Below are 14,722 nucleotides of genomic sequence, written 5' to 3'. Positions count from 1 at the left end.
TCTATACTATCTTTGAGGCAACTTTAGATAAGATTAACCGAATGCTATGAAGAAACTCAGCATACATTGTTTTCAGCACGTTTCTTTCGAAGACCCCGGATGTATCACCCAATGGTGCCGCGAAAAGGGACATGAAATGACTTTCACCCGTTTTTTTGAAAAGGACACTATCCCTTCCACGGACGAATACGACTGGCTGGTGATTATGGGCGGTCCTATGGGCGTTTACGATGAAAACCGGTATCAGTGGCTCGTTAAAGAAAAAGAAGCCATTAAAGCGGCTATAAACGCCGGGAAAAAGGTCCTGGGCATCTGCCTGGGTTCACAACTCATCGCCGATGTGTTGGGCGCAAAAGTGTTCCCGAACCGCGAAAAAGAGATCGGCTGGTTCAATATCTCACTGACGGAGCAGGCAAAACTGCACCCCCTTTGGCAGGCAATGGGAGAGTCGTTCCCCGTATTCCATTGGCATGGCGATACTTTTGACCTGCCGCAACAGGCACAGCTACTGGCCAGCTCCGAAGCCTGCCGCAACCAGGCTTTTACAGTAAATGACCAGGTAATAGGCCTCCAGTTCCATTTCGAGGTCACCGCCCAAAGCCTCGAAGCAATGGTAGAAAACGGGAAAGAGGAACTAACCCACGGCACCTATATCCAGGATGCTGTAGCTATATCGAACCAACGCCATTTAATAGCAGGTAACAATGAAAAAATGTTCCGGGTGCTCGATTACCTGGCAGGTAACTAAGCACCCACACCACATTGCCCATCCCTTCCCCATCATCGCTTGATAAGCAGCATCCTCGACCCAAACACAGGTTTTGTTCCCATCCCCCTGTCCGGAGCTATACCCGCGCCGGATGGGTAGTTTACAACTCCTCCGCCTCGAATCCCGCCTGCTTTACGGCTTTAATAACCGCAGCCGCTGGTTGTTCTGTTGTAACAGTAAGTATCTTCTTGGGATCATTGATGTCTACGCTCCAATGATCTTTCCCTGCTTGTTCATTCAGCGCTGGTGTCACCTGTGCTACACACCCGCCGCATTTGATGTTTGTTTTAAATTGTAAAGTTTTCATCTTGTGTTCATTTATCGTTAATAATGATTAACCTGTATCTTTCTCTTTTTTAATCTTAAACTATTGCTCACTACCGATACGGAACTCAGCGCCATAGCTGCTCCCGCTATCATAGGGTCTAATAAAAATCCGTTCACAGGATAAAGTACACCTGCTGCCAGCGGAATGCCGATGACATTATAAATGAAAGCCCAGAATAAATTCTGCCGCACTGTTTGTACTGTTTTTTTAGAAAGGATCAACGCTTTAGGTATAACGGTAAGGTCAGAAGTGATCAGCGTCATCGCAGCAACTTCCATCGCGATATCCGACCCCTTACCCATGGCAATACTAACATCCGCCTGCGCCAGCGCCTGCGAATCATTGATGCCGTCTCCTACCATCGCCACTACTTTCTGTTGTGCCTGTAACGACTTTACAAACCACGACTTTTCTGGTGGTAGTACTTCTGCTTTATAGTTGCTGATGCCAACCGTCGCAGCTACTGCTGCTGCCGTTTGCTGGTTGTCGCCTGTCAGCATATACACTTCTATCCCCATCGCTTGCAGTTGTTGAACAGCCGCTGCTGAAGTCTTTTTCAGAGGGTCGGATATAGCTATAACCGCCAATACTTGTTGGCTATCCGCAAAGTAGATCACTGTCTGCGCCTGTTCCTGTAGCTGAGCTGCTTGTGAAAGCAATAGCGCATCAGCAGCAATCTTATGTTCTTCGATCAGCTTTTTGTTGCCTGCATAATAGGCAGCGCCCTGGAAAATTCCCCGCACTCCTTTGGCGGTAATGCTTTCAAACTGCTCCGCTGGCAGGTTGCTGCCACCGTATTCCGCCAATGCTTGTGTTACTGCGGCTGCCAGCGGGTGTTCCGATTGCAGCTCCAGTTGATAAAGTATCTTGCTGAGTAACTCCCTGTTATGGACAGAAGGCAGCCAGTGAATACGGGTCACTACAGGTCGCCCTTCGGTCAGTGTCCCTGTTTTATCGAGCACCACTGCATTTACCTTATGCGCCGTTTCCAGGCTCTCCGCATCTTTGATAAGTATGTTGCTGGCCGCCCCCCGGCCAATACCAACCATAATGGCGGTAGGAGTGGCCAGTCCCAATGCACAGGGACAGGCAATCACAAGTACCGAAACCGATGTAAGCAGGGCATGGGTGAACGCATTGTCGCCACCTGCTACCATCCACACGATAAAGGTGAGCAGGGCAATGCCAATAACTACCGGAACAAAAATGCCGGCGACTTTATCCACCAGTTTTTGTACCGGCGCCTTACTGCCCTGGGCTTCCTGCACCATCTTGATGATATGCGCCAGTATCGTATCTCCACCTACTTTTTCCGCCCGGAATTGAAAACTGCCTTTCTGGTTCATAGTGCCCGCAAAGACTTGCATATCCTTAGACTTTTCAACAGGAACCGGCTCTCCCGTAATAGTACTCTGGTCTACAAATGAACTGCCCGAAGTAACAACACCATCCACCGGAACTCTTTCCCCGGGACGGACAATAACGATATCCCCCGGTACCAGCGAAGCGGTAGGTACATCTTTCTCTCCTTCGGCAGTAACTATTTTCACCGTCTGGGGCTGTAAGCCCATCAACTGTTTGATTGCGGAAGAAGTTTTGGATCTGGCATTCGCCTCGAGAAATTTACCAAGCGAGATAAAAGCAATGATCACTGCCGCCGCTTCATAGTACACATGTGCATGCATACCACGATCATGCCAGAACGCCGGGTAAACAGTATTGAAAACGCTGAAAAGAAACGCAATACCGGTGCTTAACGCGACAAGAGTATCCATATTAGCCTTCCCGTGTTTAGTCTGCTTCCAGGCCCCTGTAAAGAAGCCACGGCCACACCAGAATAATACCGGTATTGTCAGGATCATGGATACCCAGGGCGCAAAAGGCATATCCATGAAAAACATGCCGATGACGAATACGGGAAACGCAAGCAGTAACGACCAGACCGTATTCCTTTTGACTTGCCGGAAATGTGCTTGTTGCGCAATTTCCTGCTCCCGCGCCGGGTCTGCTGTATCGATGATGATATCGTATCCTATCGATTGAAGTGCCTGCTTGAATTGCTGGGGACCGGTCAGTTGAGGATCGTAAGCTACCCAGGCCGTTTGTGTGGCAAAGTTCACACCCGCTTCAGCCACACCCGCTACCGAATGCAGCATAGATTCTACGCTAACCGCACAACCTGCACAGGTCATTCCGGTTACCGGGAATGATGCACGCGTGGTAGCAGGGGTAGAAGGTATGACTTGTGTATTATGATCTTTCATATGTTATAATCTATAACACAAAGATCCGCCCGCTTTCAAGGGCAACCATTACACAATTGGAGAGAATAATTATATAATTCTAAATAAATGCCGGCTCTAAATGGAGTCCAGTGTTTTCCTCATTTTCTCAACTGATTGAGAAGCTTTGAATTGGGAGGGCGTAACCCCGGTAACTTTCTTGAATTGGTTGGATAAATGTTGTACACTGCTATAACCCAGCTGGTACGAAATTTCGCTGAGGTTGAGCTGGTCGTATTGTAATAACTCCTTCACCTTTTCAATCTTCTGACGGATAATGTATTGTTCTAGTGTCATACCTTCTTCCGAAGAGAAAATGCTGCTCAGGTGCCTGTATTCCTGTTGGAGTGCCTCCGAAAGCAGGGAAGACCAGTTGACCCTGATGTCCAGGTTTTCGCCGCGATGAATTTGTTCGATGATAAAGTTCTTGATCTGGGCCACTAGTCTGGGTTTGCTACCTTCCAGCAGCTCAAATCCTAACGTGGCCAGGGAATTGGCCAGGCTGGCACGGTTCGCAGGCGATAGATCTTCTTTCACTTTGGCAATGCCAAGATCAACCACCAGCGGCGTAAGCCCATGGTGAATGAGTTCCTGCCGCACTACCATTTTGCAACGGTCGCAAACCATATTCTTGATATACAATTCAGCCATAACCTGTTTTCACTTACTGAAGGTACAAAAATGCCGAAATGCTGCTGGCACGATGTATAAAATTTCGCATTTCATGTGTAAGATTAGGAACAACCGCCCATTGGCCTGGATTACCAGTAACGGATGGCATTTAGGCGACGGCATAATTTTTTAACAATAATTATCGCATTATCTAAACATCTAAATCTTCTGTTATGATCAGTCAACACTTTCAGGAATGTATAGACGCCTGCCAGAAATGTGCGGTAGTTTGTAACCACTGTGCAATTTCCTGTACACAGGAAGAACATGCAGATCATATGGCCTATTGTATCCAGCTCGATCTGGAATGTGCCGCCATATGTAATGCCGCCGCTCAGGTAATGAGCCTGAACGGAATGTATGCGGAACAACTTTGCCAGCTTTGTTCCGATATCTGTAACAAATGTGCCGATGAATGCGAAAGGCATTCGGATATGGAACATTGTAAACAATGCGCCGAAGCCTGCCGGCATTGCGCAGAAGTATGTGGCCAAATGGCAAGCGCTTAAACCTTTAAGTTGGTCTTTACACAGCAAATGTTTTTCGCGCCATGCTAACTCAGGCTTTGCCGTGCTTTTTGCGCAGCCTCGATGCCTTGGTAAAAAGCTTCTTCAAAGATGCTGACGCCAGCCAGGTCTGTATGGGCAAAGTGAACCCTGTTGTATAACGATGCCTGCAGTTGTTCTCTGATACCGCCGTGGATCAGCTGCGGCCGGGGCTGTGCCATGGCATGGCCCCAGAGCATGATATCGATCTGCTCAGTCTGCTTTTCTATATCGGGATGTACGATTCTGAGATCATCGATGATCATATTCACCCATTGCTCATGGCTGCGTTGTTGTGCCTTTTTTCTTTCTTCAACAGTGCCATCTGTTAGCATAGGTCTGTAATAAGTGAGTACCCTGCGGGGCTTTAACTGCTGAAGTTGTTGCTGGGTGGCATCTACATAACCGAGAGAAGGACTGTTATACAGTACATTATCCCAACTGGGCGAGGCGCCGCTTCTTTCTGCAAGATCTTTGACGGTGATATTGGCCACCAGCCAGGGACTGTATTGGTAATGTCTATGTAAAAGTTGTAAACGATCTGTGCTGTCAGGTAACAACCTGGCGGCAATTAACTGTGGTATGGCTACGATACAGGTTTTGGCTGTGATGGCTTTTAATGTACCGGCCGTTACATCGTAGTAATGTACGGTAACAGAATCTGTCCCTGGTATCAGTCGGGTAGCCATGGTATGCGGACGCAAACAATGCTGGATGTCTTTACTTAACCGCGAGGCGAGCCATCCGTTCCCCTGTGGCCAGGTAAGTACATCCTGGCTGGCAGCATTGCCCGCCTTGCCTTTGCGGCAGGCGAAATAATGAATGCCCGCCCAGGCGCTAACTTCTGAGATGCCTGTTCCAAAATCATCACGCGTGCAATAGTCGATATACCAGCGCAGGTAGTCACTGGTGTACTGTTGCTCCTGCATCCATTGATGCATGGTGATGGTGTCAAAACGCGTATAATGAGGGTCTTTGCTGGAGGCGTCCACCGGAATAGCAAACGCTTCTTTCGCGTCATTACCTCTGGCTTCTCGGAATAACTGCATTTGCTGCAGAAAACGGTCGATCTGTTGTCGGTCTTCTGCCCCTACTCCCAATGAAGGTACAAGTCCTTCCTGCCAACTGCCATTGATATACAGGCGTTCCTGCGGATCGCTGCATAAATACAACTCATTGTAGATGGGAAGCCCAGCAGGTGTATAGCCGGTAATGACTTCGTTTTCTTGAAGAAAGGCCAGGTATTCGGCAAGGTTCGTATTGGCTATAGGTACATAATGCGCTCCCCAGGGATAGGCGTTTATTGCATTGCTGCCTGAAGAGGCGTTGCCACCGGCATGACTTTCCATTTCGAGGATGACCATATCGGTATGCCCCTGCCGGTGTAGCGACCGCGCGGCAGATAATCCGCTGATACCGGCTCCTATGATCAGTATATCTGTTTGTTCGGTGCTCACAGGCACACTTTGCATAAGACGGCCGTCGCGAATCAGGTGACCGGTTTTGGCCGAAGCGCCTACGATGGTGCCAGGTATCTTGCGGGTAGTGCTACACGACAACGGCAGCAGGCTTGCGCCGGTTAAAGCAGTGGTCAGTTGTATGAATTCGCGTCTGTGCATAAACTTATTGATCTGAATAATGGCTCCATTCCTTTTCAAAATACTCCACAAGCGCCTGGTTGTTCAACCGGTTCACGGTAACAGGTGCTGTTGGTTTCATGTCTTCCGGGAAAAAGAGCATTTGCTGCATCACCGGTTTGCTCATATAACGTACAGGTATCGCAAAGGTATCAGGTACCTGGTAGTCTTGCCGCATGCTGGCCATGATATAACCCCATTCACCGAACGAAGGAACGTAATTATGATAAGGTACGGTTGTGAAACCCACTGAACGCAGTGTTTCGCTCACACACCAGAAACTGCTGGGCGCTACATAAGGAGAGGTACTTTGAATAACAGCATAACCGCCCGGCGATAAAGCCCTCTTCACCAGTTGATAAAAAGCAGATGTATAAAGTTTGCCGACGGAAAAATTGGAAGGATCAGGAAAATCGATGATGATGCAATCGAACTGTTTCCGGTTATCTCTTAACCATATGAAAGCATCCTTGTTATAAATGCTGACACGGCCATCGGAAAAGGAATGTTTGTTGATGCTGGTAAGCATCGGGTTCGAGGTAAACAGCTTCGTCATGGCTGCGTCGAGATCCACCAGGGTAACATGTTGTACGCAGGGATATTTTAGTATTTCCCGTACGGCCAGTCCGTCGCCACCGCCCATCACCAACACTTGTTTAGGACTGCCAGATGCCTGCATGGCAGGATGTACCAGGGCTTCATGGTAACGGTATTCATCGGCAGACGAAAACTGAAGGTTACCGTTGAGAAACAGCTTTAATTCTTTTCTGCTATGAGTAAGCACGATACGTTGGTACGAAGACGAAGTGGCATAAACTACTTTGTCGGAGAATTGCAGTTGCTCACTTAATTTCATGATGGAATCGGACCAGACGAAAGCAGCGATCTCTGCTAGCAGGAAAGCAATCGCCATTACTTTGATAAGAGCAGCCCGTTTTACTTCTCCTTTAAACCGGTACAACAGGTACCACCCAACGATGATATTGAGCATGCCGAAGAAAAGAGAAGTACGTATAAGCCCCAGGTAAGGCACCAGCAACAGCGGGAAGATCAGTGAGGCCAGTAAAGCCCCTACATAGTCTACCGCGAATACACGGCTTACCAGTTCTTTAAAGCTAACCCTGTCCTGTAATAAACGCATTAAAAGCGGTATCTCAAGTCCTACAAGAACACCTGTAATAAACACGATGGCATACAGGATAAGGCGGAAAGAAGCCGCCAGGGGAAAGGTGATGAAAAGAATAGCCGAGCTGAAACCTCCGATAATACCTACCAGCAATTCAATTTGTATGAACCAGCGTAAGAGGTTCCCGTTGAAATATTTGGAGAGATAAGAACCCACACCCATGGAAAACAGGTAAACACCTATGATCGTACTGAACTGTGTGACACTATCGCCCAATACATAACTGGCGAGCGTGCCCGCCACCAGCTCGTAAATGAGTCCACAGGTGGCGATAATAAAAACTGCCGTCAGCAGTAACCATTGCGCACTATCCTTTTTCGGCGAAGTTTCTGTTACATTATCCATGGATCGCGGAAGCTATGATGATGGCGATGGAAAGCATGAAAAAGCCTGCCAGAACAGCCAGCGCCATGTTTTTATTTTCGAGTATTTCTTTGCGAAGGTTATGCCGTGGCGTTAATACTTCGGCGATGGCAAAAGCTATGAACAAAATGGCAATACCTATAAATGAATAAACCACTGAACTTACGATGTAATTGTACATATTAGCGTGTTTAAATGATTATTTATGTCTGGCGCCTGAGCCATAGGCGGTGCGGCCTCCCGAATGACCCGAACCCCATTGCTGACCCGAATTTAAAATGTTGGCAATACGCCAGCCGGTATAGTCGGCATAAGCCTCCCATATCACCAGTGCCGCCGTTATCACAATGAACCAGCGGAAAGGATATAGAGGCGACCGGCTGTCCCGGAAAAAATTATTCATATTCATAAGGCGAAAATTCACTGTTATACCACCTGCGCCTGTCGGTCCAATACGATCTTAAATAGGCATAGGTGGGCCACAATAATACTAATACCAGGAACAGGAAAAAATTTGAGTGAACAGCCACATTCCGGTTCACTGTTACCTGGAAATGCTTAGGGCCGAAAAGAGAACCGGAACCCGTATGCTGTATACGTATAAAATACTGCCCTGCGGGTAAATTGCTTATGACATCGGGAGAAGAGGTTGTTCCTCCCTCCGTCCAGCTTTCACCGTCTTCATAACCCGCATAATACGATACCTCCTGCGATAGCCCGTATTCTTCACCGGTTTGCGTGTTTACTACCTCGTAATCTATATCCATCCAGTCGTTCGATACACTGGCCGTGGTCGTAATCTCAAGGTTGTTGCGCCAGTTGGGCAGGGTAAATGATCCTGTTACAAATACCGGCGACTGTACAGTCGCTGTATCGGGAAGGGAATAGCTTTCGGTTAATACATGCCCGTTTTCGCGTGTCAGACTGAAAATAAGATGCACCAGCAATAGCACGCCCGCCGCTATGATAGCTTTTTTTAGAACGAGTGAAGGTTTCAGAAATGGGGGAGAAAGCACGCCCATTTCCCTGCTGTCGGGCAGCGGCACAGAAAACGCATGCAGCACATCTTCCCTGGAAATATATTCCGCCTGGAAATAACACACCGAAACCTCGCTTTCCCGCTCTGCTACCCACATCAACGGGGGAGCAATAAACTCATAGGCATAACTCAGGCCAAATACTTTCCCGGGGTATTCCCCCTGCATCTCCCTTATCTTATAGCCATACCTGTTGTACAGGCGAAAATGAGTACCCCGGTAAATGAAGTCATGGCTGGATCTTTCAGCCGCTTCTGCCGGCGCTTCACCCTTTTCCCGGCTGTATATCCAGTTCCCCTCATACTCGTTGAGAAAAGCATAGCCTTCCTGCCTGTTATAAAGCACATATTCCCGCCATTCTCCTTCATCCTGCGTGGTATCCCGTTTTACGGAAAATCCTATTACTTCATAGTTGATCCCCTTGATGATGCCTGTTTTCCCTGGCGCTATATCAGGGGTATATTTTCGGGGCTTAAACTGCCCCGCTTCCTGCAAACCGGAACTATGCGCCAGTTGCAGCTTTGCGCCACAGCTACAACCATAACTCTGGGCATAAGGAAATGTTTTAATGGTTATCTCGTCGTGGCAGCGCGGACACTTAAAGAGCTTGGGCGTTGGAGGCCCTTCATCAAGATGCTGAAGCTTGAGCGATTCAAAACTGCAGTCGTGTACCCTGAAAGCTGTAAAGCCATCAGCGTTTGTAGCAACAGATATGTTTTGCCCTGTTGCGGCATTAAGATCGTAAAAGGTCTGATTACTTTGTTGAAACAGATCCCATACTTCTCCTTCTATTTCATAATGGATACACGAACAGCGTTTGTCGAGCGTAGCCCTGGTACTGCCGTTGATAAGTGTGGTATCGCCCGCTTTATTGAGTTCGTTTAGATTGATCCGGGGGATGTCCTCGTATTTTTCGAGTATGCTGTACACGCCATAGCTTTCTGCGAGATAATAAAGCCTGCTATCATCTGCCAGCAAGGTCCAGTAGTTCAATGCACCATCGCCCAGCCAGTAACGTATCCTGCCAATAACCTCAAAGTTTATCTTTCTCCATGAGCCTGTGGTGCCAACTTTGATGATGTCGTTATGATATTGTACTACCAGGATGGCTTTCGCAACCAGTTTGTCATTCTCGTTCCTTTGGTGGGGAGTATAACACGAAGGACAAACCAGCAACTGCGAATCGGCATGTCGGAAACTGAAAGGGTGCCGGCAGGAAATACATTCATACAAACCAGAAATACTTCCCATTGCTATCGGTTAAGGTTGTGATGTTGAAGCACGCGGGCTTTGAAAAAGGTGACCAGCGCCTCATAAATAGCCTGCACGGTGCCGTCGTTGCAGCGTTTATAGTTACTCAGGTAGATGTCTAAATTAACCTTTCCGAACTCCGGCCAGGTATGTATCGAAATATGACTTTCACTCAGGCAAATGACGGCTGTAAAACCGGCAGGCGAAAAATTATGATACACCGCTCCCAGGTTATGCAGGTCATAACTGGCAATAAGCCTGTTTATTTCCTGCTGAAAGGCCTCATGGGTAGTCAGCAAAGCAATATCAGCTGTCTCCAGCGATGCGATGATATGGGTTCCGGGTAAGTATTTCACGGGCGGCAAATTATTGTTTTCCGATCTTTTTTCTGCTGTTTTTGATCATAAAATCGGGGAATGACTAAGCAAACCGGGATTTTCTGGTTATAGCGGAGATCAACACAAGAGAAATCAGGAAAGCAGAAATCAGGGTAACGACCATATTCCCGTATTCATTATAATGTATCCCACCCGAAAACCGCAGCACAACGATAAGCAGCGTCAGTAGGATGATGGCTATCCAGTACCGGGCACTGACGATTCGCTTGTTTTGTACGGTGGCCGGCATTTTTAGAATAGTGAAAACGATCACAAGCATCCCAATGAAGCTGCTGCCATGTTGCAGCACTTTAAGCACAGGCAGCCGGATGCCCGAAACCTCGATACTGCTGCTGAGTACAGGAAAGATGCTTACAAAATAACCGGTTTCATGGGTAAACGCATCCCATAACACGTGCGAAGCAGCCCCGGCTATAATGGATAGCGCAACAACAGGCCAGGCTTTCCTGAAACGCTGATGCCAGTCGAATGGCTCAAATACGGTAAACCGCGATTGCAGGAAATAAGGTAGATGCCCGATGAGCTGATTCCGGACAATAGTATGAAACAGGAAGGCGAGCAGAATCCCCAGCGGAAGATCGAATAAGAAAAGCCCCGGCAGGGTATGACTGAAACGGCTATGAACCCTCATTCGCATGAAATACTCGAAATCGGGCGCCATACTGCCAATGATAAGGCCGGTAATGGAAATATATCGCCTGCTGAGATAACCCAGTGGCAAAACGATGGCCGGGTGTGAAAAGGTAAATGGCATCCTGATATATTGCCCGGAAATGTACGGAGAATAGCAGGAATAACAGCCGGAACTTGTATAGGTTTCGGCTACAACAATCTGAGATCTGGCTACGTCCGTTACTTTGGCAATACTGACTTTTGTAAAGTCAAAAAATCAGTATTATGAAAATTGTAATAACAGGATCGTTAGGCCATATCAGCAAGCCGCTTACTGCAGAATTGGTTGAAAAAGGACATGCCGTTAAAGTAATAAGCAGTAACCCCGCTAAACAGCAGGAGATTGAAGAAATAGGAGCCACGGCAGCTATCGGCACGCTGGAAGATGTTGCTTTTCTTACAGAAACTTTCAGAGGTGCAGATGCAGTGTATTGTATGATACCGCCAGGCAATTACCTCGATCCGGCTTTCGATATTCAAACACACTACATAAAGGTGGGAGAGAACTATGTACAGGCCATTCTGCAGTCAGGCGTAACACAAGTGGTGCATCTTAGCAGTATCGGCGGCAATATGGAAAAAGACAGTGGATTGCTCATTATGCACAATAAAGTAGAAAAGTTATTCGAATCCCTGCCGGCGTCTGTTGCTGTAACTACCATGCGTCCAACTGCATTTTATTATAATTTATATGCATTCCTGCCTTTGATAAAAGCAAGCGGTGTTATCATTTCCAACTATGGAGAAAACGATGTCTGTCCCTGGGTGGCTCCATCCGATATCGCAGCCGCAGTTGCAGAAGAACTGACCGGTACGTTCAATGGCAGAAAAATACGTTATGTAGCCAGCGAAGAAATTAGCTGTAATGAAATAGCCGCATTGCTGGGCGATGCAATTGGTAAACCAGGTTTGAAATGGATCGTCGTGTCCGATGAAGAGCAGGAGAAGGGTATGAAAGCGGCAGGCATCAACCCGGCTGTTGCCGAAGGATTGGTAAAAATGAATGCCAGTATCCATAATGGTAAATTGCTGGAAGACTACTATAAAAACAGGCCGGTATTGAGCAAAACGAAGATCAGTGACTTTGCCGCAGAGTTTGCCGCGGTTTATAATAAACAATAATTTATATTCGTAAACGTGGCAGAAGGTAAAACATATAGGATCAAAACCATAACGGAGTTTCATCGTTTAAGAGGGCTTCCTCAACCGGAACACCCTTTGATAAGCGTGATAGATTATGCTGCCATTAAGCATTCTACCGATAATAATCCTATCAACTGGTTCTTTGATTTTTATTCTATTTCTGTTAAACGTGGCGCGAATACCCGTTTAAAATATGGCCAGCAGTTATGTGACTTCGACGAAGGCGTCATGTTTTTTATGGCGCCTTCGCAGGTCTTACGGGTAGAAGTGCCGCACGACGATAACGCTACTACCCGCAATGAGGGATGGATCTTGTTGGTACACCCTGATTTTTTATGGAATACGCCGTTGGCAAAAAAGATAAAGAAATACGAATACTTTGACTATGCCGTTCATGAAGGCCTTTTTCTTTCCGATAAGGAAGAAGCTACAATAAAGACGATCGTGCAGAATATCCGGCAGGAATACCAGGCCAATATCGACAAATTCAGCCAGGAGCTGATTATTGCGCAACTGGAACTGCTGCTTACTTACAGCGAACGGTTTTACCAGCGGCAGTTTCTCACAAGAAAAGTGGCGAGCCATACAATACTGACCCGCCTGGAAGAAATGCTCGATGCTTATTTCAATGATGCTGCACTGGCCTCGAAAGGACTGCCTTCTGTACAGTTGATAGCAGCGGAACTGAATGTATCTCCGGGATATTTGAGTGGTTTGTTGAAGACATTGACAGGACAGAGTACCCAGCAGCATATTCATGATAAACTCATAGAAAAAGCAAAAGAAAAACTGTCCACTACAGACTTGTCGGTAAGTGAAATAGCCTACGAATTGGGATTTGAACATCCGCAGTCTTTTAGTAAATTATTTAAAGCAAAAACAAACACCTCTCCCCTGGATTTCAGGCAATCGTTTAACTGAGTAGATGATCAATGTAAAATATATTCCTAACCTTTTATCGGCAGCCAGGATACTGCTCTCCGTTAGCCTGCTCTTTCTCTTTGAGCATACGCCGGCATTTTTAGTGGTGTATGGCGTCGCAGGATTAACGGATATATTGGACGGAACGATCGCAAGAAAGTATAAGGTGCAATCATCGGCAGGCGCCCGCCTGGATTCAATTGGAGACCTGTTCTATTTTGTTATTCTTGTCATATACCTGGTGGCAGAGCATGGTAATGTGATGCTTTCTTATATAACTGTTATTGCTGTAGTTTTTTTACTGAGAATCTTGAATATAATCGTTGGGTTTGTTAAGTATAAAAGGCTGATTATGATTCATACGATAGCCAATAAAACAGCGGGATTACTTGTGTTCTTGTTGCCGGTAGTGTTACTGGCAGCAAACAAGTCGTTACTGGCAGTTGTAAGCATCGTGGCATTAGTCGCTTCGATAGAAGAATTTATAATGATCATAAGCAGCCCGCGGGACAAAATTGACCTGAACCAAAAGAGCATTTTACATCCCCGGAGCAATTAGTTTTCATATGGCTTTCCATCTCTTGGCCAGGATCCCTGTTGCCAGGCTTAGGTCGATAGCACAGGTGAATACACCGCTTTCTGTATATGGTTGATGTGCAATAAGGCTGCCATCGGGAGCCAATAGCGATGAGGCCGATTCGGGATACTTTGTATAATAGTTGGAACTCGCGAAATAGATGGTGTTTTCCAGCGCCCGCATCATCATGGCTTTTTCGTAATAAGGTTGTTGCATGCTTCCCCATGTTTCCGGTGTGTATCCTTCTTTATCACTGCCAGCAAAATGCGGATGAAAAACGATCTGCGCACCCTGCCTGGCCGCCCACCGTACGGTTTCGGGATAGCGGAAGCCTTCATGGCAGATAGATATACCGAATACAAGCCCGTTAACCTCGAATAACTTTCGCTCGTGCCCGGCATCCCAGATGGCGTCTTCAGAAGGATCTAGCTGTACTTTCGCCTGGTAGCCAAGGCTGCTGCCGTCCGGGCCGATAACCTGTGCCACGTTCAGAAATTGTTCACCTTCATACCAGTCCATAGGTAAGATGAGGGCAATGTTATTGTCCGCAGCAATACTGCAAGCCATTTGAAAGGCTGTATTCAATTCCGCTTGCGATAAACGGGTATGTGGTTGACCCGGCAACGGGTAACCCGGGATATATGTCTCAGGAAAGCAAACAATGACAGCGCCATCCTGTGCTGCAATTTTAGCGAGCGTATTTACCTGTGACAGACCTTCTTCAATGGTCCCTGGATATCTGGGAGAAGCTACCGCTATTTTCATCGATGGGTATTTGAAGGCGTAAAAATAGGCCTTTTTAAATCTAAGCCAGGAGGTTGATGATAGATGGTAAGCTCTTTATCTGCTAACCTGTTTCAGGGTGCGATATGCGCTGGAATAAAAAGGCCATATCGTAAATACGATACGGCCTCTCACTTGTTGGTTCGGGTAAGGGTTGA

General features: G+C 47.0%; 16 protein-coding genes. 5 read left to right on the top strand and 11 right to left on the bottom strand.

All coding sequences use genetic code 11. The features are described 5' to 3' along the window. Positions 1 to 46 precede the first annotated feature (46 nt). Positions 47 to 748: a type 1 glutamine amidotransferase gene (locus tag ESB13_RS09980; RefSeq protein WP_129002838.1), complete on the top strand. Its 702-nt coding sequence runs from the start codon at positions 47 to 49 to the stop codon at positions 746 to 748. A gap of 121 nt (positions 749 to 869) precedes the next feature. On the opposite strand, the gene ESB13_RS09975 is transcribed toward ESB13_RS09980, so the two are convergent. The 3 genes from ESB13_RS09975 to ESB13_RS09965 form a co-directional block, all read right to left on the bottom strand. Next, on the bottom strand, positions 870 to 1,076 hold the full coding sequence (locus ESB13_RS09975) for a heavy-metal-associated domain-containing protein (protein WP_129002837.1): 207 nt from the start codon (positions 1,074 to 1,076) through the stop codon (positions 870 to 872). 17 nt (positions 1,077 to 1,093) lie between these two features. Further along, positions 1,094 to 3,361, bottom strand: a complete 2,268-nt coding sequence (locus tag ESB13_RS09970) for a heavy metal translocating P-type ATPase (protein ID WP_220399600.1) — start codon at positions 3,359 to 3,361, stop codon at positions 1,094 to 1,096. 96 nt (positions 3,362 to 3,457) lie between these two features. Next, positions 3,458 to 4,030 carry a helix-turn-helix domain-containing protein gene (locus ESB13_RS09965; RefSeq protein WP_129002836.1) on the bottom strand — a complete coding sequence of 191 codons (573 nt, stop codon included), beginning with the start codon at positions 4,028 to 4,030 and terminating at the stop codon, positions 3,458 to 3,460. A 194-nt stretch (positions 4,031 to 4,224) separates the two neighbouring features. Here ESB13_RS09965 and ESB13_RS09960 point away from each other — a divergent pair, with 194 nt between their 5' ends. Beyond that, positions 4,225 to 4,560: a four-helix bundle copper-binding protein gene (locus tag ESB13_RS09960; RefSeq protein WP_129002835.1), complete on the top strand. Its 336-nt coding sequence runs from the start codon at positions 4,225 to 4,227 to the stop codon at positions 4,558 to 4,560. 44 nt (positions 4,561 to 4,604) lie between these two features. Here ESB13_RS09960 and ESB13_RS09955 read toward each other — a convergent pair whose 3' ends face one another. From ESB13_RS09955 to ESB13_RS09925, 7 genes are all read right to left on the bottom strand, one after another. After that, entirely contained in the window at positions 4,605 to 6,215 is a 1,611-nt protein-coding gene (locus ESB13_RS09955) for a flavin monoamine oxidase family protein (RefSeq protein WP_129002834.1), read from the bottom strand. 4 nt (positions 6,216 to 6,219) lie between these two features. Then, positions 6,220 to 7,764, bottom strand: a complete 1,545-nt coding sequence (locus ESB13_RS09950) for a polyamine aminopropyltransferase (protein ID WP_129002833.1) — start codon at positions 7,762 to 7,764, stop codon at positions 6,220 to 6,222. Then, positions 7,757 to 7,963 (bottom strand): DUF350 domain-containing protein, encoded by a 207-nt coding sequence (locus ESB13_RS09945; RefSeq protein ID WP_129002832.1) that lies wholly within the window; start codon positions 7,961 to 7,963, stop codon positions 7,757 to 7,759. Before ESB13_RS09945 ends, ESB13_RS09950 begins: the two co-directional genes overlap by 8 nt. Positions 7,964 to 7,981: 18 nt before the next feature. Further along, the gene (locus tag ESB13_RS09940; protein WP_129002831.1) at positions 7,982 to 8,191 is read right to left on the bottom strand and encodes a hypothetical protein; all 210 of its coding nucleotides are present in this window, start codon (positions 8,189 to 8,191) and stop codon (positions 7,982 to 7,984) included. After that, entirely contained in the window at positions 8,178 to 10,070 is a 1,893-nt protein-coding gene (locus tag ESB13_RS09935; RefSeq protein WP_129002830.1) for a DUF4178 domain-containing protein, read from the bottom strand. Before ESB13_RS09935 ends, ESB13_RS09940 begins: the two co-directional genes overlap by 14 nt. Positions 10,071 to 10,072: 2 nt before the next feature. Continuing rightward, positions 10,073 to 10,426 (bottom strand): S-adenosylmethionine decarboxylase family protein, encoded by a 354-nt coding sequence (locus tag ESB13_RS09930; RefSeq protein WP_164974161.1) that lies wholly within the window; start codon positions 10,424 to 10,426, stop codon positions 10,073 to 10,075. 64 nt (positions 10,427 to 10,490) lie between these two features. After that, the gene (locus ESB13_RS09925; RefSeq protein WP_129002828.1) at positions 10,491 to 11,222 is read right to left on the bottom strand and encodes a DUF4184 family protein; all 732 of its coding nucleotides are present in this window, start codon (positions 11,220 to 11,222) and stop codon (positions 10,491 to 10,493) included. A 143-nt stretch (positions 11,223 to 11,365) separates the two neighbouring features. Between ESB13_RS09925 and ESB13_RS09920 the strand changes: the two genes are divergently transcribed. Genes ESB13_RS09920 through ESB13_RS09910 form a run of 3 tightly spaced genes read left to right on the top strand, consistent with a single transcriptional unit; the run spans position 11,366 to position 13,763 of the window. After that, positions 11,366 to 12,262 carry an NmrA family NAD(P)-binding protein gene (locus ESB13_RS09920; protein ID WP_129002827.1) on the top strand — a complete coding sequence of 299 codons (897 nt, stop codon included), beginning with the start codon at positions 11,366 to 11,368 and terminating at the stop codon, positions 12,260 to 12,262. Between the two features lie 15 nt (positions 12,263 to 12,277). Then, complete coding sequence (locus tag ESB13_RS09915; RefSeq protein WP_129002826.1) at positions 12,278 to 13,204, top strand: helix-turn-helix domain-containing protein; 927 nt, start codon at positions 12,278 to 12,280, stop codon at positions 13,202 to 13,204. A 4-nt stretch (positions 13,205 to 13,208) separates the two neighbouring features. Continuing rightward, positions 13,209 to 13,763: a CDP-alcohol phosphatidyltransferase family protein gene (locus ESB13_RS09910; RefSeq protein WP_129002825.1), complete on the top strand. Its 555-nt coding sequence runs from the start codon at positions 13,209 to 13,211 to the stop codon at positions 13,761 to 13,763. 3 nt (positions 13,764 to 13,766) lie between these two features. On the opposite strand, the gene ESB13_RS09905 is transcribed toward ESB13_RS09910, so the two are convergent. Beyond that, positions 13,767 to 14,546 carry a carbon-nitrogen hydrolase family protein gene (locus ESB13_RS09905; RefSeq protein WP_129002824.1) on the bottom strand — a complete coding sequence of 260 codons (780 nt, stop codon included), beginning with the start codon at positions 14,544 to 14,546 and terminating at the stop codon, positions 13,767 to 13,769. Between the last annotated feature and the right edge of the window lie 176 nt (positions 14,547 to 14,722).

Source organism: Filimonas effusa (genome assembly GCF_004118675.1).
GTDB lineage: Bacteria > Bacteroidota > Bacteroidia > Chitinophagales > Chitinophagaceae > Filimonas > Filimonas effusa.
The sequence above is the reverse complement of the archived record's forward strand: the minus strand, read 5'-3'. Positions and strand labels throughout refer to the sequence as shown.